The organism is Gemmatimonadota bacterium, from assembly GCA_022560615.1.
In the GTDB taxonomy this organism is placed as follows: domain Bacteria; phylum Gemmatimonadota; class Gemmatimonadetes; order Longimicrobiales; family Gaopeijiaceae; genus UBA1138.
Genome location: JADFSR010000023.1, coordinates 39738 through 61244 on the forward strand (window position 1 = coordinate 39738; position 21507 = coordinate 61244).

General features: G+C 64.5%; 21 protein-coding genes. 12 read left to right on the plus strand and 9 right to left on the minus strand.

The genetic code is table 11. The features are described 5' to 3' along the window. Positions 1-14 precede the first annotated feature (14 nt). The 3 genes from IIB36_13405 to IIB36_13415 all read right to left on the minus strand — a co-directional run bounded on the left by IIB36_13405 (position 15) and on the right by IIB36_13415 (position 3215). A complete protein-coding gene (locus IIB36_13405) occupies positions 15-2060 on the minus strand; it encodes a S9 family peptidase (protein MCH7532736.1) in 2046 nt (681 codons plus the stop codon). A gap of 113 nt (positions 2061-2173) precedes the next feature. Further along, positions 2174-2935: a hypothetical protein gene (locus tag IIB36_13410; protein MCH7532737.1), complete on the minus strand. Its 762-nt coding sequence runs from the start codon at positions 2933-2935 to the stop codon at positions 2174-2176. Continuing rightward, the gene (locus tag IIB36_13415) at positions 2928-3215 is read right to left on the minus strand and encodes a helix-turn-helix transcriptional regulator (GenBank protein MCH7532738.1); all 288 of its coding nucleotides are present in this window, start codon (positions 3213-3215) and stop codon (positions 2928-2930) included. Before IIB36_13415 ends, IIB36_13410 begins: the two co-directional genes overlap by 8 nt. Here IIB36_13415 and IIB36_13420 point away from each other — a divergent pair. Then, entirely contained in the window at positions 3176-3613 is a 438-nt protein-coding gene (locus tag IIB36_13420) for a hypothetical protein (protein MCH7532739.1), read from the plus strand. The genes IIB36_13415 and IIB36_13420 overlap by 40 nt on opposite strands. A 137-nt stretch (positions 3614-3750) precedes the next feature. Here IIB36_13420 and IIB36_13425 read toward each other — a convergent pair whose 3' ends face one another. Together IIB36_13425 and IIB36_13430 are read right to left on the minus strand one after the other, a co-directional pair. Next, positions 3751-4074, minus strand: coding sequence for a type II toxin-antitoxin system PemK/MazF family toxin (locus IIB36_13425; GenBank protein MCH7532740.1), 324 nt, complete (start codon positions 4072-4074; stop codon positions 3751-3753). A 21-nt stretch (positions 4075-4095) separates the two neighbouring features. Further along, positions 4096-4338, minus strand: coding sequence for a hypothetical protein (locus IIB36_13430; GenBank protein MCH7532741.1), 243 nt, complete (start codon positions 4336-4338; stop codon positions 4096-4098). A gap of 138 nt (positions 4339-4476) precedes the next feature. On the opposite strand from IIB36_13430, the gene IIB36_13435 reads away from it, so the two are divergent. From IIB36_13435 to IIB36_13445, 3 genes are all read left to right on the plus strand, one after another. After that, complete coding sequence (locus IIB36_13435) at positions 4477-5490, plus strand: cyclase family protein (protein ID MCH7532742.1); 1014 nt, start codon at positions 4477-4479, stop codon at positions 5488-5490. A 135-nt stretch (positions 5491-5625) separates the two neighbouring features. Beyond that, positions 5626-6090, plus strand: coding sequence for a mobile mystery protein A (locus tag IIB36_13440; protein ID MCH7532743.1), 465 nt, complete (start codon positions 5626-5628; stop codon positions 6088-6090). Further along, positions 6080-6673: a mobile mystery protein B gene (locus IIB36_13445; protein MCH7532744.1), complete on the plus strand. Its 594-nt coding sequence runs from the start codon at positions 6080-6082 to the stop codon at positions 6671-6673. Before IIB36_13440 ends, IIB36_13445 begins: the two co-directional genes overlap by 11 nt. A 12-nt stretch (positions 6674-6685) precedes the next feature. Here IIB36_13445 and IIB36_13450 read toward each other — a convergent pair whose 3' ends face one another. Continuing rightward, complete coding sequence (locus IIB36_13450) at positions 6686-7060, minus strand: type II toxin-antitoxin system VapC family toxin (protein ID MCH7532745.1); 375 nt, start codon at positions 7058-7060, stop codon at positions 6686-6688. Further along, positions 7057-7266, minus strand: a complete 210-nt coding sequence (locus tag IIB36_13455) for an AbrB/MazE/SpoVT family DNA-binding domain-containing protein (GenBank protein MCH7532746.1) — start codon at positions 7264-7266, stop codon at positions 7057-7059. Before IIB36_13455 ends, IIB36_13450 begins: the two co-directional genes overlap by 4 nt. Positions 7267-7405: 139 nt before the next feature. Between IIB36_13455 and IIB36_13460 the strand changes: the two genes are divergently transcribed. From IIB36_13460 to IIB36_13485, 6 genes are all read left to right on the plus strand, one after another. After that, entirely contained in the window at positions 7406-7666 is a 261-nt protein-coding gene (locus IIB36_13460) for a zinc ribbon domain-containing protein (GenBank protein ID MCH7532747.1), read from the plus strand. Further along, positions 7663-10143, plus strand: coding sequence for a DUF1592 domain-containing protein (locus IIB36_13465; protein MCH7532748.1), 2481 nt, complete (start codon positions 7663-7665; stop codon positions 10141-10143). The genes IIB36_13460 and IIB36_13465 overlap by 4 nt, the downstream gene beginning before the upstream one ends. A gap of 32 nt (positions 10144-10175) precedes the next feature. After that, a complete protein-coding gene (locus IIB36_13470) occupies positions 10176-11513 on the plus strand; it encodes a DUF1552 domain-containing protein (protein ID MCH7532749.1) in 1338 nt (445 codons plus the stop codon). 48 nt (positions 11514-11561) lie between these two features. Further along, on the plus strand, positions 11562-12914 hold the full coding sequence (locus IIB36_13475) for an ankyrin repeat domain-containing protein (GenBank protein MCH7532750.1): 1353 nt from the start codon (positions 11562-11564) through the stop codon (positions 12912-12914). A gap of 63 nt (positions 12915-12977) precedes the next feature. Next, the gene (locus IIB36_13480) at positions 12978-15050 is read left to right on the plus strand and encodes a S9 family peptidase (GenBank protein MCH7532751.1); all 2073 of its coding nucleotides are present in this window, start codon (positions 12978-12980) and stop codon (positions 15048-15050) included. Beyond that, positions 15050-16015, plus strand: a complete 966-nt coding sequence (locus IIB36_13485; protein MCH7532752.1) for a hypothetical protein — start codon at positions 15050-15052, stop codon at positions 16013-16015. The genes IIB36_13480 and IIB36_13485 overlap by 1 nt, the downstream gene beginning before the upstream one ends. A gap of 15 nt (positions 16016-16030) precedes the next feature. Here the strand turns inward: IIB36_13485 and IIB36_13490 are convergent, their stop codons facing one another. Continuing rightward, positions 16031-17419 carry a serine hydrolase gene (locus tag IIB36_13490; GenBank protein MCH7532753.1) on the minus strand — a complete coding sequence of 463 codons (1389 nt, stop codon included), beginning with the start codon at positions 17417-17419 and terminating at the stop codon, positions 16031-16033. A gap of 197 nt (positions 17420-17616) precedes the next feature. Here IIB36_13490 and IIB36_13495 point away from each other — a divergent pair, with 197 nt between their 5' ends. Together IIB36_13495 and IIB36_13500 are read left to right on the plus strand one after the other, a co-directional pair. Next, positions 17617-17838 carry an AbrB/MazE/SpoVT family DNA-binding domain-containing protein gene (locus IIB36_13495; protein MCH7532754.1) on the plus strand — a complete coding sequence of 74 codons (222 nt, stop codon included), beginning with the start codon at positions 17617-17619 and terminating at the stop codon, positions 17836-17838. 5 nt (positions 17839-17843) lie between these two features. Next, positions 17844-18263 carry a type II toxin-antitoxin system VapC family toxin gene (locus IIB36_13500; protein MCH7532755.1) on the plus strand — a complete coding sequence of 140 codons (420 nt, stop codon included), beginning with the start codon at positions 17844-17846 and terminating at the stop codon, positions 18261-18263. A 15-nt stretch (positions 18264-18278) separates the two neighbouring features. Here IIB36_13500 and IIB36_13505 read toward each other — a convergent pair whose 3' ends face one another. Continuing rightward, positions 18279-21245 carry a protein kinase gene (locus IIB36_13505; GenBank protein MCH7532756.1) on the minus strand — a complete coding sequence of 989 codons (2967 nt, stop codon included), beginning with the start codon at positions 21243-21245 and terminating at the stop codon, positions 18279-18281. Positions 21246-21507 lie beyond the last annotated feature (262 nt).

A 21507-nucleotide genomic window follows, 5' to 3' on the forward strand; every position in this document is an offset into this window, starting at 1 on the left:
GGCTGTCTGAGGCCCTATCCTTCAGCGTCCGTGACCGCCCGCCGCGACCGGACCCAGCGGTCGAACCACTTGGCCTGCTCCTGATCGAGGTAGATGCGGTGCCGAGGCTCCCGAATCCCGTGGCCCTCTCGCGGGAAGCGTAGGAATTCGACGTCCGCGCCCATCTTTTTCAGCGTCCGGAAGTACTCCTCGCCCTGGGTGATCGGCACGCGTCGATCCTGCTCGCCGTGCGTGATGAGGAGCGGCGTAGTCACGTTCCCCGCGTACTCGATCGGCGAGAACCGCTCGAAGGTCTCTTTCGTCTCCCAGGGCAGGCCTCCGAAACCGAACTCGAGCAGGAAGGGGATGTCGGTCTGTCCGTAGAAGGCGTACCAGTCGGAGATCGCGGCGTGGCCGATCGCGGCCTTGAAGCGATCGGTCTGGGTGACGCCCCAGAAGGTCATGAAGCCGCCGTAGCTCCCTCCCATGATCGCGAGCTGATCGGCATCGGCGACACCCATGTCGACGACGTGGTCGACGCCTGCCATCAGGTCCTCGAAGTCCTTGCCGCCCCAATCCATGAAGTTGGCGTTGGAGAACTCGTAGGAGCGGCCGGAGCTGCCGCGGGGGTTTCCGCGCAGCACCGCATATCCGCGGGCGGCCCAAATCTGGGAGCCGGCGTTGAAGCCCTTGGAGAAACGGCCGTGGGGGCCACCGTGAACCTGCAGGATCATCGGGTAGCGCTGACCTTCCACGTAGTCGAGCGGATACGTGAGCACGCCCTCGATCTGCCAGCCGCCCGCGCCCTCCCACGTCAGCAGCTCGGAACGCGCGAGCTCGAAGTCCTCCATCTCGTTGGTCGGGCTGAGCACGTGCTCGATGTTCGAGCCATCCGCATCGGCGATGAAGACCTCGCCGGTGGTGTAGAGCGAGCTACCGGTGAAAATCAGCTTGGTGCCGTCGTCTGAAAGCGTCGTGCCGCCGTAAATGTATTCGTCGTCGGGCAGGATCATCTCCGGCTCGCCGCCTCCGGCGGACACCTTGTACAGGTGCGACGTGAGGCCGTTGGCGACTGTGAACAGGATCTCGCTGCCATCCGCGGACCAGCGCACGCCGGATGCCGAGAGGTTGACGTCTTCGGTGAGATTGCGAGACTCACCCCCCGCCACATCGACCACGAAGACGTCGCTCTGGGCCGCGCCGCCGTTTTCGACGAGCGAGCCCGTGTAGGCGATCCGGGTCCCGTCCGGGGACCATACCGGCCCGCGGTCCGCGCCCGAGTTGCTCGCGCTGAGATTTCGGGGCTCGCCACCATCGGCTGCAACCACCAGCACATCTGTGTTGTCGCTACGATCGGGATCGCCCATCTGCGTCTGGGTCCGGTTCGACGTGAACGCGATCCATTGGCCGTCGGGCGACCACTGCGGTCCCTGGTGGTCGAACTCTCCCTCTGTGATCTGCGTCTTCTCACCCGACTCGGGGTCGTACACCCAGAGCTGGCGCCACGTGAGCTTCGCCTCCGCGTAGTAGGCGTCGTCTTTATTCTTCTTCCGCTCCTCCCATTCCTCGTGATCGACGCGCTCGGATTCTTCCGTGTAGGCGATCACAGAGAAGTCTCGGGTAAACGAGCCGCTGGTGGGCGCTTCGTCATCGTCGAAGAAAGGCACCGCTTCGCCGCCGCGCAGTGAAATCGCCCAAAAACGGTTCCCTGCGTCATCGTCATCGTCATCTCCCTCGCCGCGACGCGAGTTGAAGAGAATGCGGCCGTCGGGCAACCACTGAGGATTGCTCTCGCCACGCGCCGAGTTGGTGAGTTGAATCGATTCGTTCGTCTCGAGGTCGTGGACCCAGACGTGGGTGACACTCTCCCACTCCTCGGTGTCCATTTCCCGCTTGGTGAAGACCAGCTTGGTGTTGTCCGGGGACAGACGGTATCCGCGCCACGCCGGAAGGAGGAGAGACTCTTCCATCGTCATGTGCTTCTTACCATCGTCCGCGCCGTCGCTCTGCGCGAAGAGTGGGCTCGTCGCCACGGCGAACGTAGCGAGCGTCATTGCCACGGCCCGTCCGTTGCTTCTCACGGGATACTCCCTCCGACTCGAGTGCGTCTGCGCCGGAACATTCACGGTGCGAACACACCTGGCAACGCGCGGCTCGGATCTGGAGCCTGTCCTCCGGTAGGCGGCCGACGCCGCTACGGCGCCCCTTCATCATCCGAGTCATCCCCGTCCGGATCGTCGCGGTCCGCATCCCGGAGAAGTGCGACTCCAGAAGCGATCAGCGGCACCAGCAGCAGCGCGTCCGTGACGAGTATAGTCGACAACTTGAGGGGCCTCGCCACCTGGGGCGGGACGAATATCACGAGAAAGAGCGCGGACACGGCTAGAAGCGCCGCGCCCGTCCGGCGAGGCCATCGCCCGGCTGTCCACCCGAGCGCGAAGAACGGCGCAACGACAAGGCTGCCCATGAGCACGCCCAGCAGAAGCTCCAGCGTATTGCCTGACTCGCCGATGATGGATGCGATGACGAAGACGGCCCAGAACGAACCGAATATCATGAGCACTCGGGACGCTGTTTTTCGTGCTCCCCAATAGGTCAGCAGTGCGCTGAACAGCCATGTCATCCACAGGATGACCAGGATGAGCATGATCCATTCGGATGCGTCTTCGAGGTCCGTCCCGCGCCACCGAAGCCCAGAGACTACGAGGACTGTGGCGAGGCCTCCGATCAGGTAGGCATGGTATCCAGCCCGGTGCGCTGCCTGCCGTTTGAACTCATCCTGATCTTTGAGCCAGCCCAATTCACGAAGGATGCCTGGCCCGAAGGCACCCAGCCCAGACACGAACAGAAGGCCCTCGGCCACGAACATCCAGAGCAGCACTCCGAGGATCACAAGACCGCCCGCGATCAATCCGGGCATCGAGGGCAGCGACTTTTCCGCAGCCTGCTCAGTCATGGCCTTCCTCCTCATCGAGCTCGAACAACGCCTCCACGGAGACGTCGAACGCTTCGGCGAGCCGCAACGCTAGGCCAACGGAAGGATTGTACCGACCCCTCTCGATGGAGAGGATCGTCTGTCGCGTGACACCGACCCGATCGGCCAACTCCTGCTGAGTGATGTGATCGATCCACCGACTGCGTGGCCGTCTTCTCCTGCAACTTTGGGAGGCCTGAGCGGACTTGCCACGGCACGCGGTTGATCCAGGTCCGAGAGGGTCAGTTCGAGGGCGATGAATTGGCGGGTATCAACTTCGTGGTCACGTTCTACATGGGACGCTGGACGCGGATCTACGTCGATGACGCACTTGGCGACGAGAAGATCTCGACCCTCGATCGGCTCCTGCCCGTAGCGTTCGGAGGGTTCGCTCGGCTCGCGCAGGTAATAGAGCCCGTGCCTTTGACCGTTTCGGAGACGTCAGACACGTTCCGGTTCTCAGTACCCGAGTCGACCGTGGAGATGAAGCTGCTTCCGGGCCTGGATGGCGGCCCCATCACCATCAACGGCCTCCCGTCCCGTACGTACCACGGCTACGTGCAGTATGAGTCCGTCGTCCACACACATAGAAGTGCGGACGCTGACTGGTCGTACTCGGGCACGAATGGCTTCAAGTCCGAAATGCGGGTTTCCGGCTGACTCGACCCCCCCCCACCTAACCTGCTCAGACGCTCCCAGCACGCGCGAGTCGAGCGGCGCAGGCGGCGTAGCGAAGACGGCCATCGTGAAGGTCGGTGAGGATCCGAGGTGACTCCTCTCGAAGGCTTCGGGATAGGTCAGAGGAGATCCAACGCGGCCCGTAGCGCTCGATTCATCTCCGTAATGGACGGTCTCGACAGCGCACCGACATAGTCCGTGAGTCGCGACTTGGGAAGGCTCACGAGGTTGTCACACGTGATCCATGACGGGTGCTTGAGTCCCTCATCGGTACCGACGTGCACCTGCGTGGACAGCCCTTCTCCCTTGGTGTACACGGGGGCGCAGACCACGGTCGCGAACCGGGAGTCGATGAGCGCTTGGCGACTGACCACCACGAAGACTCGGGACCGCCTGACGTCGCCTCCGGGCCTTCTCACTCGGTAGAGCTCTCCTCTTCTCACCGGGTGACCCGGACGTGCGCATCAGTCATCAGGGTCCAGCCAACCCGCCTGGTATGCCAAGACGTCCAGAGCCTCGGCGTTGAACACGTCCGCATCCCTATCCAGGAGCGCCCGGTCCCTGGCCTGTACCTCATCGAGCTCCCGGCGGAGGAGGAACGCGCGCAAGATTCGCTCGATGAGCGCCGACCGCGACTCAGAACCGGCCACCCCATCCAGCTGCTCGAGTACGTCTTCAGAAAGTGTGATTGATGTCTTTACTTTCATACTACTATAATACTACCTACGCCGACCCGTCCGCAAGGAGCCCCACGCGCCATGAGCGCTTCTTGCCCATTCCATGCCCCACTTCTCATCTTCACCCGATTGTTAGAGCGATGGCCGTACAGCGTACGAGGTGACGACATGAAGATCTCCCGTCAACGGATTCTCACGATCAGCGCCGGGACCGGGGCCGCGTTGTTGCTATTGCTTGCCGGCGCCGTCCCGGCCGCCAGCGTCCAAGAGGTTCTCCCGCTGATCACAGAGGCCGAGTACGAGCGGTGGCTGGAGGATCTCTCGAACTGGGGTCGGTGGGGGCCGGACGACGAGATCGGCGCGCTCAATCTGATCACGCCGGCCAAGCGCCGGGAGGCAGCGGCGCTGGTGCAGGACGGGATCACAGTATCGCTCGCCAGGACCGCGCAGACGGAAGAAGCCGTGGACAACCCCTGCCCCGTGCAGTGGGAGATGGTGAACGCCAGCCCCAGGGGGGCGAGTGACCGCGTGGCGTATCGATGCATCCACGGTCTCGGCTCGACGCACATCGACGGCTTCGCCCATCGCTTCTTCGGCGGCAAGATGTGGAACGGCTATCCGATCGAGGATCTCGTCACAATGGAGGGTGGCGCGCTGAAGAACTCGGTTCTCACCATGAAGAACGGAATCGTGACGCGCGGCGTGCTGTACGACATCGCCAGATTGAAAGGAGTGCCGTATCTGGAGCCGGGAACCCGCATCACCGTCGAGGATCTGGAGGCGTGGGAGGCCGAGACCGGCGTGCGCGTGGGTTCGGGTGACGCGATGCTGCTGCGCTGGGGCCGATGGGCGAGGCGGGAAGCGGTCGGGCCGTTCGACACATGGGCTGAGGCGGCCGGCTTCGACAACTCGGTCATCCCGTGGCTGAAGGCGCGGGACATCGCGGTCCTCGGATGGGAGACGCCGGGCTACACGCCGCGTCCTGAAGGCGACCTGCCTACGCTGGCGCTCCACGACTTCGCGTTGACGATGCTGGGCATTCACCTGCTCGACCGCGCGGATCTCGATGCGTTGGCCGAGATGGCAGCGGCCCAAGGGCGGTGGGAGTTCATGCTGATGATCGCTCCGTTGCCGATTCCCAACGGGACGGGCTCACCCGTGAATCCGATCGCGGTGTTCTGAAGCCAACCCGTCTTCTCAGCTATAGTCGTTCTATTATACTGGTATGGTATATAGTAGAACGATCTATTATAATAGCTTGATATTATCGTGATCGTTCTATTATAATGGTACCTTTCTACTGAGACTCTCCGAACCATGGGTAGACTTGAGGATTTACGGATACGGCAGCTGGACGAGGCACTGACCCCGTTCCAGGCTCTCCGCGAGCGCCCGCCGCCTGGTCAGGGTTGGGCGAGGACCGTTCGTGAAGCCCTCGGGATGTCCCTGCGGCAGTTGGCCGAACGAACCGGCCTCTCGAAGACCGCGGTCCACAGCGCCGAGTCCAATGAATCCAAAGGAACGATACGGCTTGATTCGCTCAGAAAACTGGCCGAGGCAATGGATTGCGACCTGGTATATGCCATGGTGCCGCGGGACTCGCTCAGCAACATCCTCGAGCGGCAAGCTGAACACCTCGCTGCGAGCCTGGTCGCGCGGGTCTCGGAGTCGATGGAGTTGGAGGCCCAGGGAGTCCCCATGAGCGAAAGGCGACGCCAGACCAGTGAGATCACCGCGGACGTTCTCCGGGACCGGGGTAGGAACTTCTGGGATGTTCGATAACGAACCGGAAGGCGCCACCCCGGTTGATGCGGATGAGGCGGCGGACTTACTCCCCTCCCACATCCAAAACCGTGGTGAGCTCAACCTGTGGGAGCAGGAGAACATCCTCGAGGCAGCCGCCTGGGTCCTTCGCGCCCGGACTCCCGCCCTTGGCGAACCCACGGTCAGAGAATTGCATCGGCGGATGTTCGACCAGACCTGGGCATGGGCCGGTCGCTACAGGACGTCAGACAAGAACATCGGAGCATACTGGGCCATCATTCAGGAAGAGGTCCGGAAGCTGGTTGACTATGGAGTCTTCTGGATGGAGCACGGCACCTTCCCGATCGATGAGGCCGCCCTGCGACTCCACCACCGCCTGGTCAAGATCCACCCCTTCCCCAACGGAAACGGTCGGCATGCCCGCCTCTGGTGTGACATGCTTCTCCACCAGAGTGGCCGCGCGCCGTTCGCTTGGAAGAGCCGCGAACTGGACGAAGCGGGGGACGCGCGCGGCGCCTACATCCGAGCTCTGCGATCCGCCGATGGCAACGACTACGAACCGTTGTTCACCCTGTTCCTCGAGGATCGCGGTCCCTGCTAGTCCTGCGCCCCCTCACGCCTTGGCCCGGTACTCTACCTGATCCAACCCTTCGAAGTCGGCGTCCTGAGTCCAAAGCGTGGCGTCGTACACGAGCGCCGACGCATAGATGATGCTGTCGGCCAGCGGGAGGCCGTGGTTCGCGCCGAGATCGGCCGCTTCGATGGCGAGTCCCTGATCCAGGTCAATCACTCGCCCCTGTCGCATGGCGGCGGCAACGGTCAATGCGTCCCCCCGCCCACGTTCCCGCAGCACGTAGCGATACACCTCCAGGACCGTGACCGAGGGCACGAGAAGGCTCTCTATCTCGTGGAGTGGCTGTTCGAAGAAGCCGGCGTTGGGCCCTCCCACGAAGTACTCGATCCATCCCGAGGAGTCGACGACGTTCACAGGTCGCGGTCCGGCTCACGCTCGAAGTTCGGGTCCATTCCCCGGAGAAAGCCCCGCATCTCCGAAACGGGGCGGATGGGCACGAGCTCGATCCTCCCCGCTATGGCGAAGGCTTCGACCTTCTGGCCTGGGCGGATGTTGAGGCGATCTCGCACATCCTTGGGAATGACCACCTGATATTTGCTGGACACTGTGACCGTGGACACCAACGACACTCCGATCGATAGATATCTGGTAAGACGCTCCGAATACTAACCCTGTCGAGCGCCCTTACAACCGTGTGTGTGGAATGTCAGCCGCTCAACCGCTATTCTCGGTCGACAACCGGGTCCGGCTGGTGACGCTATGCCTATCTTCGAATACCGCTGTTCTTCGTGCGGACGTGAGCTCGAACACCTGGTGCTGGAGTCCTCTCGCGCGCCCACGTGCTCCTCGTGCGGAAGCCACGACCTCGAGAGGATCATGTCGAGGTCCGCGGTGAGCTCGGAGCACACGCAGGCGCGCGCCACACGTGGCCTTCGGGCCAAGAACCGGGCGCTGCGGCAGGATCATTCCCGCGAGGAAGTGAAGCGGGTCGCGGCGCACGCAGCCGATCACGACGAATGAAGGACCGACGCTCCACAACTGGGCATGCGTCCATCGTCGCGCTGGTCCTCGGTGTCGGGATCGCGCTGGTGGTGATCGCCGCCACGCCCCACCCAACCGCGATCGACCCGGATGACGTGCGAGCGGTCCTCGACGAGTACTGCGTTCGCTGTCACAACGAGAGGCGCCTGCGGGGCGGATTGGCGCTCGACGTGTTGGACGTGGAAGAGCCGAGCGCGGCGTCTGAGGAGTGGGAGACGGTGATCCGGAAGCTGCGCACGGGCACGATGCCGCCGGGTGACGTGGCACGGCCCAATCCGGCCGAGTACGACCTGGTGGCGAGCTGGCTGGAGACGGAGCTCGACCGGGCGGCTGCGGAGGCCGAGCCCAACCCGGGCACGACCAATCCGGTGCATCGTCTCAACCGCCTGGAGTACAACAACGCGATCAACGACCTGTTCGCGCTCGAGGTGGACGTGCAGTCCCTCTTGCCGGGTGACGAGACGGCGGACGGCAGCTTCGACAATTTCGCGGACGTGCTCTCGATCACGACCACCCACATGGAGCGGTACATGTCGGTGGCGCGGCAGGTGACACGCCTGGCTACCGGCCTACCTCCCGTGGCTCCCGGGGTGGAGACCTTCGAGATCCCGCTGCACGTCGTGCAGGATCAGCGGCAAAGTGAAGACCTCCCCTTCGCTTCTCGGGGCGGCATCGCGGTGCGATACGATTTCCCGGTGGATGGGGAGTACCTGCTCAAAATCCGGCTGCGCAGGCAGTACCAGGACTACCTGATGGGCATGGGATGGCCGCAGCAGCTCGATCTCCGGCTCGATGGAGCGCTCGTCGAGAGGTTCACGGTGGGCGGAGGTGCGCTCGACTCGAGGCCCGCAGCCGCCAGCTACGCGGGCTCGGGCGAGCCGGGTTCCTTCGGGGCTCCGGCGTGGGAAGTGTACATGCAGACCGGTGGCGACGCGCATCTGGAGGCGCGGGTGACGGTCGAGGCGGGGCCTGCGGTGGTCGGGGTGTCGTTCATCAGGGAGCAGTGGGAGCCGGAATTGCTACCGCAGCCGCTTCAGAGAGGGCGGGTCCTGACGAACGATCAGATCTACATGGGTTACGCGAGCGTGCACTCGGTCCAGATCGGGGGGCCGTACGAGACCACCGGAACGGTGGCGGACACTCCGAGCCGTAACGAGATCTTCGTGTGCCGTCCGGAGACGGGCGCACGAGAAGACGCGTGCGCCGAACAGATCCTGTCGAGGATGGCCCGACGCGCCTATCGCCGGCCCGCCACGCAAGACGACGTCGACGTGCTGCTCGACTTCTTCCGTCAGGGTCGTGCACAAGGTGGAAGCTTCGACACAGGGATCCAACTCGCGTTGGAGCGACTCGTGGTGGATCCGGAGTTTCTCGTGCGCGTCAGCCGTGTGCCGGCCGGGGTCGAGGCGGACGAGGTTTACGACCTCAGTGACGTGGAGGTCGCCTCCCGGCTGTCCTTCTTCCTGTGGAGCAGCATCCCAGACGAACACTTGCTCGAGTTGGCGGAAGACGGTCGCCTGACGGATCCCGCCGTTTTCGAGGAGCAGGTTCGCAGGATGTTGGCCGATCCGCGTGCGATCAACGCACTGGTAGAGGGCTTTGCGGCTCAGTGGCTGAACCTGCGCCTCCTCCCCGAGAAGCTCGCCGACCCGCTCAAGTATCCTGATTTCGATGAGAGTCTCCTGGACGCGTTCCAGCAGGAGACGGAGATGTTCATCGCCAGTACTCTGCGCAACGATCGTCCGATCGTGGAGTTGCTGAGCGCGGACTACACCTATGTGAACGAACGCTTGGCGAGGTTCTACGGGATCCCGGGTGTGTACGGAAGCCGCCCGCGGCGGGTCACGCTACCGAACCCCGAGCGACGCGGGGGTCTGCTCGGGCACGGAGGGCTGATGGCGATCACCTCGTACCCGGACCGCACGTCGCCCGTGTTGCGGGGCAAGTGGCTGCTGGACAATATCTTGGGTGCGAACCTACCACCGCCGCCGGCCAACGTCGATACGAGCTTGGACCAGGGTGCGGGAACGGCGGCGCTGGGCATCCGCGAGCGGCTGGAACGGCACCGGAGCGATCGCCTGTGTGCCAGTTGCCATTCGCTCATGGATCCTCTGGGCTTCGCGCTGGAGAATTTCGATGCCGTGGGTGGATGGCGGGACTTCGATGAATTTGGTGATCCGGTGGATAGCCGCGGGACGTGGCCCAGCGGGGTCGAGCTCGGCGGAGTGGCAGCGTTGCGGTCATTCTTGCTCGAGCATGATGAGCAGTTCGTTCGCACAGTAACCGAGAAGCTCATGTCGTACGCGTTGGGACGTCCACTGGAGCACTTCGATCAGCCGACGGTGCGCCAGATCGTGCGCGACGCTGAAGCGGGCGGCTACCGCTGGTCATCGATCGTACTCGGAATCACTAAAAGCCAGGCCTTCCTAATGCGCAGGTCCGTGGAAGCGAGCTGAGGCGCGAACAGAACACACATGGGAGCTCACAGATGATGACCATCCTGGGGAAATCGCTCCCCCGACGAACCCTCATTAAAGGTTTGGGCGCGAGCCTTGCGCTGCCGCTGCTCGATGCAATGGTACCCGTCGGGCTGCGTGGACTGTCTGCGCCTGAGCGCGTGCATCGCTTCCAAACCTTCTACGTGCCGAACGGCATGGCGATGGACTACTGGTCGCCAGTGGGCATAGGCGCTGATTTCGAGCTCACGCCGATCCTCGAGCCGCTCGCGCCTTTCAAGGATCAGATGCTGGTCCTGTCGGGGATCCGAGCGAATTGGAACCAGATTCACGCGGGTGCCTCCGGATCGTTCCTGACCGGCATTCCTCAGGGTGGACGTACCGAGACCGAGATTGTCGCGGACGTATCGATGGACCAGGTCCTGGCGCGAGAGTTCGGCCGGATCACCCAGGTGGCCTCGCTGGAGCTCGCCATGGACGCCCCGGCAAACGCGGGCGCCTGCAGCAGCAACCTGAGCTGCGTCTATACGCATACGCTCTCATGGCGCGGCCCCACGCAGCCGCTGCCGACGGAGTACAATCCTCGGGCCGTGTTCGAGCGACTGTTCGGCGACGCGGGCTCCACCGAGCGCGGCGCTCGTGAGAACAGGCTGAGACAGCAGAAGAGCATCCTCGACTCAGTGCTCGACAAGCTCGGTCAGCTAAGCCGGGAGATCGGCGCGCAGGATCAGATCAAGGTGGAGCAGTACACGGAAGCCATCCGGGATGTCGAGCGGCGCATCGAGAGGGCCGAAGCTCAGATCGATATCGAGCTGCCCAACTTCGAGCAGCCAGAAGGTGCACCGGCCGATTTCGAAGACCACCTGGACTTGATGCTCGACCTGCAGCTGCTGGCGCTCCAGACCGACCTGACGCGCGTCATCACGTTCATGATCGGCAAAGAGCAGAGCCCGCGGCCGTACCCGCAGATCGGTGTCCCGGACGCGCACCACCCGCTCTCGCATCACAATGACCAGCCGGAGCTGGTCGAGCGCATGTCGAGGATCAACCGGTATCACGCCGAACTGTTCGCCCGGTATCTGACCAAGCTGCGGGCGACCCCCGACGGCGACGGCAACCTGCTCGACAACATGACGATCCTGTATGGCTCGGGTATCTCCAACAGCACGCGGCATTCCGGCCGCAACCTGCCGCTGCTCGTGATGGGCGGGGGCGCAGGGACCCTGCGAGGCGGCCGACACCTCGAGTATTCCGACGATCCTGGGATGGCGAACCTGCTCGTCACGCTCATGGACAAGTTGGGCGTCCCGGTGGAGTCGCACGGGGCGAGCACCGGAGCGCTTCCGCTCGATACGCTGCCCGGGCTCTGATCCGGAATGCGATCGCTCGGGAAGGACGCTCACGAGGGTGCGCGGCGCATGAGCGTGCGCGTCAGGGGCCTGATTCCGCTGGAATTGGCTCTGGTGCTCGTGGGGGCCACAGGGGCTGACCCGGCGCCCCTGATCGAGGCGGCGAAGAGCGCGGATTGGGAGGCGGTCCGGACCCTGCTCGAGCAAGGAGCGGACGCCACCGCTACGGCGCCCGACGGAGCGACCGCGCTCCATTGGGCGAGCTACTGGGACGATGTCGAGGCCGCCGAGCTGCTGACCAGCGCCGGCGCCGACGTGAACGCCGCGAACGATCTCGGCGCGACGCCCCTCTGGAATGCGAGCTTGAACGGAAGCGTGGAGATGGTGCGCAGCCTGCTCGAGGCTGGAGCGGATGCCGACGCCGCTCTACTCTCCGGAGAGACCCCCGTCATGACCGCGGCTCGCACAGGCCAAGCCCAGGTGGTCGGGCAGCTACTCGCCGCCGGTGCCGATCCGAACGCCACCGCCTCGCGCGGTCAGACCGCGCTCATGTGGGCGGCTTCCCAGCGGCATCCTGACGCGGTTCGCGTGCTGATCGAGTACGGTGCGGACGTGCACGCCCGGTCGGAGACCTGGAGCCAGGTCATGGCCATCCCGCCGCACAGCATTCCAGCCAACCAGCAGAATGTTCCCCATGGCGGCAACACGCCGCTGCTGTTCGCGGTCCGGGTGGGAGGCCTGGCATCGGCACGGCTACTCGCCGATGCGGGTGCCGACGTCGACGCCACCGATGCCTGGGGCGTCAGCGCGACGGTTCTCGCCGCTCACTCCGGGTTTTCTGATCTGGTGGAGTTCCTGCTCGACGAGGGCGCCGACCCCGATGCGGCCGGCGCGGGGTTCTCCGCGCTGCACGTGGCGGTCATGCGTCGGGACGTACGCATCGTCAGCACGCTTCTCGCCCACGGAGCGGATGCCAACGCCCAACTCGCGAACTGGACGCCCACGAGGCGCGCTTCTAGGGACTGGTCCATTCACCCTGCCCTGGTCGGAGCCTCGCCGTTCTGGCTCGCGGCTCGCTTCAGCCAACCCGACGTCATGCGCTTGCTCGCCGAGCACGGCGCCGATCCGCTGTTCGTGCATCACGCCGACTATATGCGCACCATCGGCACGTACGGCGCCAACCGCACGACCGAAGCCACCACTGCGCTCATGGCAGCGGTCGGTATGGGTGGCTCGCGCAGAATGAGGGCATTCGTGTCCCCGGATCCCGCTGACCTGGAAGCTCTGAGCCTGGAAGCGGTCAAGCTCGCGGTGGAGCTCGGTGTGGACGTCGACGCCGTCGACGAGGAAGGTCGGACGGCGGCCGATGCTGCCATTTACGACTCAGTCGTGGACTTTCTCTCCAGAGTGGGTCGGCGGTAGGAATCCGAGCCAAATCACAGCAGCCAAATCACAGCAGCCAAATCACAGCAGATGGAGGCGGCCATGCGCCGGATCATCCTTTCTCTCGGTGTAGTACTTCTCGCGTCCGCCCCCGCGTCGGCTCAGGCGGGGCGCCAACTTACCTTGGAGGACTACTACAGTGTGAAGAGCGTCGGAGCTCCCCGGATCTCCCCTGCGGGGGATTGGATCGCCTACACAGTCTCGCTTCGCATCGAGGAGACGAATGCGACCGCGACAGAGTCGTGGATCGTGCAGGCCGACAGAGCGGCCGAGCCGGTACGGGTTCAACACGACGGTCAGGACGTGTCCGACCCTCGCTGGGCCGACGATGGACGCCTGCGGTTCCGTTCTGAGGACGCCGACTGGCTGATCGATCCGTCACGTTTGAGCGAACCCGCGGTCCGCGACGACGGCGTGGAGCCGGCCGGCTCCACGAGCCCCGACGGGCGCTGGCTCGCCCTCACGAAGGACATGCCGGTGCCGGCGCGTCCGCAGCTCGACATGACCGCGTTCGAGAAGCGCCACGAGGAGCGGTTCAAGGGTGAGGCATTCGACTGGTACCCCTTCCGGCGCGACCGTCAGAGCTTCCCGCTCCCGGATCCCGGAGAGCAGGCGCTGACCGAGATCTTCCTCGCGCCCGCCGACGGAAGTGGTGACGCCCGCCAGCTGACGCAGCTGGGGCTGCGACCGAGCGGCGTGCGGTGGAGGCCGGATGGGAGCGCGCTCCTTTTCAGCGCCGACGAATCCGTGCTCGACGAGCTGGCCTACAGCCGGTCGGACCTCTTCCTGGTCACGGTAGAGGGGCAGCTCACCCGCCTCACGGACGACGGTTACACATACTCGGGAGCAGGCTTCTCGCCTGACGGTCGGTGGATCTCGTACACGCGCGGCTTCGGCACCAACATGATCATCGACCGGAAGCTGAAGCACGGTGGACCGCGAGACCTCTACATTCGGCCGGCCGACGGTGGCGAGCCCGTGAACCTCACCGAGGAGTGGGATCTCGATGCCGGCACGCCGATGTGGTCGCCGGACAGTCGGTACATCTATTTCGTCACTGGCATCGGCGGAGCGAGGCACCTCTTCCGAGTCGCCCCGAACGGAGGCGGCGTGGAGCAGGTCACCACAGGCGAGCGCCGAATCCAAGGACTCGACATCGACCGGTCGTTCCGGCGCATGACGTATACCGTGGGTGAGTTCGAGCGACCCCCGGATGTCTATGTGGCCGACATCGACGGGCGGAACGAGCGCCGCCTCACGGATGTGAACCGGGACTTCCTCGCCGAAGTCGAGGTGGCGAGCCGCCCGTCGGAGCGGATCCTCTACACGAGCTACGACGGCACGCCGGTGGAGGGCTTCCTGCTGTACCCCTACGGCTACGACGCGGAGGCCGGGTCATACCCGTTGATCGTCGTCAACCACGGCGGTCCCCACAGCGCCTCGGGATACGGCTTCAACTTCAAGAACATGCTGTTCGCCGCCAACGGGTACTTCGTGTTCCTACCCAACTTCCGCAGCTCGACCGGCTACGGCGACGACTTCAAGTGGGGCACGTGGGGAGCCTGGGGCACCAACGACGGCGAGGACGTGCTGGCGGGCGTCGACCACCTCATCGAGCGGTACCCGATCGACCGAGACCGCGTAGGTTCGACCGGCCACTCGTACGGCGGCATTCTGACCAACTGGCTGATCACTCGTTATCCAGACCGGTTCAGGGCTGCCGTCCCCGGCGCCGGCGCCTCCAATTGGACCAGCAACTACGCGCTTTCGGACGTTTCACGCACCAAGGAGATGGAGTTCCTCGGACCGCCCTGGGATCCCGAGGCGAGAGAGGTCATGATCCGGCAGTCCGCGTATCTCAACTCGGGCGGGGTCCAGGCCGCCACGTTGTTCGTCCACGGCGAGGACGACTACCGCGTTCCGTTGGAGGGCTCGATCCAACTTTACACCTCTCTCAAAAAGCAGCGGGTACCTACGAAGCTCATCATCTACGAAGGCATGGCGCATGGCATCCGAGGTCACTGGAACAACGTGCACCGGATGATAAACGAGCTCCGCTGGTGGGAGACGTACCTGAAACCCACCGGCACCGTGCCCGTGAGCGACGCCAACTGATGCTGCTCATACCATCGCGCCGTTCCGCCGCTGCCGTGGCCGTCTGCACCGTCCTTGCCGGTCCGGTCCTTCTCGCTCCGGCCCCGCTCGAGGCACAAGACACACGCCTCAGCCGCGTGATCGAGCTGCTCGACGGCCAGGACGCGGTGTTCGGCATCATCAGCGGGGACTGGTCCCTCACCAGCGCCCGCGCGCTCTCGAGGTCCGGCCTGGACTTCATCATCATCGACATGGAGCACGGCCCGTGGAGTCCCGAGACGCTGCGGATCTTCCTGCTCGGCATGACCGACAAGCAGAGGATGGCGGCCAACGGGCATCTCCAGATGGCGGTCACCCCCCTCGTTCGAGTTCCACAAAACGGCGCGGAGATGATGAGCTTCATCGTGAAGCAGGCGCTGGATATGGGAGCGTTCGGCATCATGTTCCCCATGGTGGAAAACCGAGAGCAGGCGCTCAACGCGGTGTCCTCGATGCGCTACCCTCGGCCGCTCGAGTCCGACATCAGGGAGCCCTTCGGACGTCGGGGCCGCTCACCGGGCATCGCCTCGTGGTACTGGGGAATCGGCGGCGGTGAATACTTCCAGAAGGCTGACGTCTGGCCGCTGAATCCCGTCGGCAACCTGCTCACGATCATCCAGATCGAGAGTCCGGGAGCCGTCGACAGGGTCGAAGAGATCGTCACCACCCCCGGCGTCGGCGTGATCTTCATCGGCCCCTCTGATCTCGCGACGCAGATGGGGTACGGGGACAGCCCCGGCGCTCCAGAGGTGGAGACGGCAATCCAGACGGTGCTGGCGGCTTGTCTGCGGCATGACGTTCCCTGTGCGATCACGACGGGGGCGGGGTCAGTGGAGCGGCGCCTTCAGCAGGGGTTCCGCATGGTGACGGTGGGGGGGGATGGGGGGATTACCGCGGGGACAGCCCGGGCGTTGCAGTTGGGGCGGGGGGCGGCTGGGCGGAACTGAGGGAGAGGGTCGAACCTACCTGACTTTGCGTCCCGGCTGGTTCGCCCCGCCCTGGTGCAGGATGATCCCGGTCACCGCGCCGGAATCGTCCTTCGTGAACGAGACCTGCGCATCGACCACCCTCAGGAAGAACTCCGTCTCCGACTCCGCGAACAGGGGGAACTTCGGCTGCCCGGTGGCCTGTGCGAACAGGGCGCCGTCCTCCAGCGTCACGACGATGGAGAACGTAGGCGCGAGCTCGTACTCCCCGACGTACGTCTCGAGGACGGCCGTGGCGACCTCGACCTCGGTCCGCTCGACCGGCGGCGCGGGCGCGGGCACGAGCGGCACGTCCGGGTTGATGAGGTAGAAGCCGATGTCGTCGGCGCCGTGTCCCGAATTGGTCAGCACCACTGCCCCGACGCCCTTGTCCGGATCGAAGCCGATGAAGGTACGGAAGCCGGCGGTGCCTCCGTTGTGCCAGACGATCTTCTCGTCGCCGACGCTCCGCACGTGCCAGTTCAGGCCTATGCCCATCTGCGCGCTGACGCTCTTCCGCACCTCGTGGCTGGCGCGCATCGAGCGCTCGAGCCGCGAGCCGGGCGCCCCCGTGTTGGCGGCGAGGAAAGTCAGCATGTCCTCGACGTCGGACCGGAGTGCCCCCGCGCCCGCCAGGGTCGGCAAGTCCCAGAGCGGTACGACATCGCCCTGCTGGTTATGGCCCTCCGCCATCCAGTCACGCATGTCCCCGTCGAGCGCGATGCCGGTCATGCTCATCCCGAGTGGCTCAAGGATCCGCTCCCGCACGACGTCCTCGTAGCTCCCTCCTCCGACGCCCGCGAGCACGTGGCCGAGCAGCCCTACCGCGAGGTTCGAGTATTCGTACTCCGAGCCGATGTCGCGCCGAAGCTCGTGACCGGATAGGAACGCGTACATCTGAGCGACCGTGTAGTCGGCGTAGGGATTCGTCGCATCCGCGGGCGACATGTTGTCGGGAAGTCTCGGCAGCGCCGAGTGATGCGTGGACAGGTCGAGCAAGGTGATCTCCCGACCCCCGCGAGAGGGCATGGTGACCCCGTCGGGCAAGTGGTCGGAGACCGGATCGGAGAGCGAGACCTCACCCCGAGCGACCATGTCCGCGAGCAGCGTCGCCGTAAACACCTTCGTGATCGAGCCGATCTCGAAGACCGACTTCCGGCCAAGAGGTCGCGCGTTCGGGCCAGCGTCCCCATACCAGACGATGCGCGTCGAGCCATCGGCCTCCATCACGCCGAGCACGATGCCGACTGCCCGGTCTTCTTCGATGCGGGACCGGATCAGCGCGGTGAGGTCCTCGTCGGACGGGAAGTGCTGAGCGCCGGCGGCGGCTGGAATCAGGAGCGCGAGCGCGCAGAAAACGAGGGTGCGGCAGACTCTTATGTTCACGTAACGACCCCCGGAGGTGAGGTCCGACTCGGCGCTGCGCAGACCTTACGGCTAACGCCCCAGCTCCGATCTGGACAGCGTCCATCCCGCCCACCGGGCCATTGGCCCATCGGGGCTCTTGGGCATCACTTCGGATTGAAGCGAAAGGAAGTCGGTATTACTCTTATCGGTAAGAGTAAGAATCACCAGGAGTGCCGATGAAGATCACAAGCAAGGGACAGGTCACGATTCCCCAGGAGATTCGTGAACGGCTCGGTCTGCTTCCGCATACCGAAGTCGAATTCGAGGTACGCGATAACGTGGTCGTGTTGAAGAAGGCGGAGATCCCACGTCGCGGGCGGAGGGTCGTCGAGCATCTCCGGGGCCGAGGAGACGTACGGATGAGCACCGATGAGATCCTCGCGCTCACTCGAGGCTAGGATTCGTGAGCAGCACCCTCGTAGACAGCAACGTTCTGCTTGATGTTCTGACGGAAGATCCAGCGTGGGTCGACTGGTCTTCCGCTGCCCTCGAGTCACAAGCGGAGCGCTCGGTACTTGTGATCGATCCGCTCATCTATGCTGAGGTCTCCATTAGGTTCGAGCGCATCGAGGAACTCGAAGAAGCGTTGCCGCCAGCCATGTTCCGGAGAGATGCGTTGCCCTGGGAGGCAGCGTTTCTCGCGGGCAAGTGCTTCGTGCAGTACCGTAGGCGCGGCGGGGCGAAGCACTCGCCGTTACCCGACTTCTACATCGGCGCGCACGCGGCAGTGGCACGGATGACGCTGCTCACGAGAGACGGAGGCCGGTACCGCACGTACTTTCCCTCACTCGACATCCTCGCGCCCCCGCAAAGTGTGCGGTAGCGGCAGGCAGCCGAATCAGCGAGACACGGGCCCCAGCGTTTCGTCGAGCCATTCGCTGATGAGCGGATTCCGGATCTCCACGGGCGGCAGGTGCCCGCTTTCGATGAGCTCGAGGCGCTTGGGTCCGGGCAGTAGCTCGTAGAGGTCTCTTCCCCAGGGCTCGAACGGGATCTCCTCGTCGAATCTCCCCGTCAGCATCAGCACCGGCTTGGCGACGCGCGGCGCGAAGTTCCACTCGTCGATCTCTGGTAGGTAGCTGATCCCGTAGTTCCAGATTCCGCCTCCGATGTAGACGACCGACCGGATCCGTGGCTCGACGGCGTCGAAGACAATCGCCCGGAGAACCGCGCCCCAACTGAAACCCGCGTGCGCGATACGACTCATGTCGATCTCGGGGCGTGTCTCCAGATAGTCCAAGCCCATACGAAACTCGGTCACCCAGAGCAGCGACTCGTCGCGCGCCTCGACCGTGCCACGCAAGGGGCCGCGCAGTCCGTTGAGATGCCCCGGCCACGGCCGTTCGATCGCACCGCGGGGGACGACAGCCATGACGGCTCGCCCAGCTTTGATCTGTGGCGCGAGAATCGCTTCGACCTCTTCTGGCGTCGTGCGACCGAAGAATGCGGTGCTGCTCACGATCCAGAAGATGCACTGGTACGGCCGGACGCCCTGTCTCGGCAGGTACAGGTACGCGAGCACCCGGTCTTCCGTGACACCATTGAAGGTGATCTTCTCCCTGGTCCAATCAGGAGTCTCGACGGATTCGACGACCTCCGGTTCGAGGTCGGACTTGTCGTAGCGGTAGTGGCTGAGGAAGCCCGCGTAGGTCGCGTCGTCCACAGGGGTGACCGGAATCGACATCTCCAGTGGCGCAATCGGAGCCCCGCCCTGATCCGTGGCATTCTCGCGATTCGTGCTGACGAGTCGGAAACCGACCGTATTGGACGTTCCGAAGGTGGGCATCGACCCGCCCGAGCCGAACACATAAGGGGCATCGGCCCACGACGCGCCCCCTGTCGCGTACCCGGCGCCCCGCTCGTTGAGAATCCACTCGGCGACATTCCCCGCCATGTTGTACGCCCCGAAGGGGCTGATGCCGAAGGCGAAGCTGTCGACCGCTACGGTCCCACTTCCGTAGAAGTTCGCCCGCTCCCCAGCGGCGGCTGTCGTCGACAGGCCCCAGGGCATCGTAAAGTCCTCGAAGTGTGTGTAGAGGCTATCTCGTGCCGCTTTCTCCCATTGGAAAACGGTCGGCAGCTGCTTACCCATGTACGCCGCGTACGCGGAGGCCTCGTACCAAGTGACGTCGGTAACCGGGTAGTCGGCCTCTCCCTCGGGATACTCCTGATTCGTCCAGCCCCGGGGGCCCGGCAGGCCGCTCCTGTCCGTCATCTGCCGAACGGCCTCGTCGAAGGGAAGCTCGACGCCGTTCCGAACGATCGGGATTCTCCAATAGTCCTGGTCGGAGTAGCCACCGGCCCGGATGAAGTCCTGGTAGGCGGCATTGGTGACTTCGTATCGATCGATGAAGAAGTCATCGAGCTGCACCGAACCGACCCGGGCCAACCTCCGGCCAATCAATCGGTGCGTCCCTCCGGGCACCGCAACCATGCCGTCGGGCATCGAGTCGATCGGGATCAGCCGTGTCTCGATCCGGACGGACGGCGACGCGCCGAGCCGCACCTCGGCCCGGTTGAGCGAGCTCGAGACCATGCGCTCGAGGGGCGCGAATCCCTCGGCTTCGATCGTTGCCCGGTAGTCGGCACGTGGAAGCTCGAAATCGACGATGGGGGTCGTTCCGATGAACTGACGAGCCTCTTCATCGCCCGCAGAGAACCGCTGGAGGTACACGTTCGCTCCAGCGGGCTCGGTGGTGATGGTCAGCCGGTCCGTCACGGCCGGCAGCAGAGTGGTGAGAACCGAGTCCTCCGCGATGAAGCGACCAGCTTCGGTAGCCAGCTCATGGGCCAACGTGTATTGCCCGGCGAGCACGAGGCGTTCGACCTCGGGAATCAGGGCTTGTGCGCGCGCGACGTTGAGTCGGGACCTGTACGGAAGCAGCACAGCGGTGACGAGCGCGACGACACCTACTGCGACCGCCCAGCGAACCGTCGTGGGGGCTGGGCGGGCGCCGGACGGTGCTTGCAGCTTCCGCAGCGCGGTACGTACCTCACGCGCCGTCTGGAGTCGGTCATCTGGCCGGCGAGACAGCATCCGAGCCAGCAAGGCGTCGACCTCGTCGGGTACCGTCTTCATCTCGGAGGTGAGCGGCGGTGCGGCCTCGGTCAGGATCGCGGTGGTCATCGCGAGCGGCGTCGACCTCTCGAAGGGGTGCGACCCGCTGAGCATCTCGAAGAGGATGACCCCGAAGGCGAAGAGGTCGGACCGCGCATCGATCTCACTGCCTTCGATCTGCTCGGGGGACATGTAGGCGAGGGTCCCGGTCGTGGTACCGGTCTCGGTGAGCGGCGCGACTCGACTCGAGTGTCGCTCGTCGCCCTCTCGCAGGGTCAGCTTGGCGAGACCGAAGTCCATCACTTTGGCGTGCCCGCCCGAGGTCACCATGATGTTCGACGGCTTCAGATCCCGGTGAACGATGCCGCCTTCGTGCGCCTCCGTGAGCGCCTCCGCGATCTCTTCCGCGAGTCGCAGCGCTTCGGACAGCGGCAGCGGGCCCTCGCGCAGCACGTCACTCAGCGTGCGTCCATCGACGTACTCCATCGCGATGAACGCCACACCGTCGTCTTCGCCCATTTCGTAAATGTTGCAAAGAAACGGGTGATCGATCGAAGCCGCTGTCAGCGCCTCCCGACGAAAACGCTCACGGGCGATCTCGTCCTCACTCACCGCGGGCGGCAAGAACTTGAGCGCGACCCGACGGTCCAGTTTGGTGTCGTCCGCCAGGTAGACGACACCCATCCCACCCTCTCCGAGCATCTCGAGGATGCGGTAGTGCGAGACCGTCGTGCCGATCTTGTTCATGACCCCGCCTTGGAACCTTCAGTCTGGATCCAACATGCGACTGAGCTACAGAAGGTGCCAGCCCCGGGTGATCGACCTCCTTGACGAGCGGACGGGCATCAGGCTCGGATAGGTCGTCGCGACCTCGCTTCCCCAAAAAAAGTGTTGGGAGGCGCCGCGGGTGGCCCGTCTTTATGCAGGCCCTGGAACGGCAGCCTGGCCACACGCTTTCGATCGACCTTATATCCGAAGACTTCGACAGCTACCTGCGCGTGGTCGGGCC

What these genes read in the sequence shown, in the direction of transcription:
- IIB36_13485 (MCH7532752.1), top strand. Translation starts at nt 15,050, where the DNA reads ATGCTGCTCATACCATCGCGCCGTTCCGCCGCTGCCGTGGCCGTCTGC.
- IIB36_13460 (MCH7532747.1), top strand. Translation starts at nt 7,406, where the DNA reads ATGCCTATCTTCGAATACCGCTGTTCTTCGTGCGGACGTGAGCTCGAA.
- IIB36_13410 (MCH7532737.1), bottom strand. Translation starts at nt 2,935, where the DNA reads ATGACTGAGCAGGCTGCGGAAAAGTCGCTGCCCTCGATGCCCGGATTG.
- IIB36_13440 (MCH7532743.1), top strand. Translation starts at nt 5,626, where the DNA reads ATGGGTAGACTTGAGGATTTACGGATACGGCAGCTGGACGAGGCACTG.
- IIB36_13495 (MCH7532754.1), top strand. Translation starts at nt 17,617, where the DNA reads ATGAAGATCACAAGCAAGGGACAGGTCACGATTCCCCAGGAGATTCGT.
- IIB36_13480 (MCH7532751.1), top strand. Translation starts at nt 12,978, where the DNA reads ATGCGCCGGATCATCCTTTCTCTCGGTGTAGTACTTCTCGCGTCCGCC.
- IIB36_13430 (MCH7532741.1), bottom strand. Translation starts at nt 4,338, where the DNA reads ATGAAAGTAAAGACATCAATCACACTTTCTGAAGACGTACTCGAGCAG.
- IIB36_13505 (MCH7532756.1), bottom strand. Translation starts at nt 21,245, where the DNA reads ATGAACAAGATCGGCACGACGGTCTCGCACTACCGCATCCTCGAGATG.
- IIB36_13445 (MCH7532744.1), top strand. Translation starts at nt 6,080, where the DNA reads ATGTTCGATAACGAACCGGAAGGCGCCACCCCGGTTGATGCGGATGAG.
- IIB36_13470 (MCH7532749.1), top strand. Translation starts at nt 10,176, where the DNA reads ATGATGACCATCCTGGGGAAATCGCTCCCCCGACGAACCCTCATTAAA.
- IIB36_13475 (MCH7532750.1), top strand. Translation starts at nt 11,562, where the DNA reads ATGAGCGTGCGCGTCAGGGGCCTGATTCCGCTGGAATTGGCTCTGGTG.
- IIB36_13435 (MCH7532742.1), top strand. Translation starts at nt 4,477, where the DNA reads ATGAAGATCTCCCGTCAACGGATTCTCACGATCAGCGCCGGGACCGGG.
- IIB36_13465 (MCH7532748.1), top strand. Translation starts at nt 7,663, where the DNA reads ATGAAGGACCGACGCTCCACAACTGGGCATGCGTCCATCGTCGCGCTG.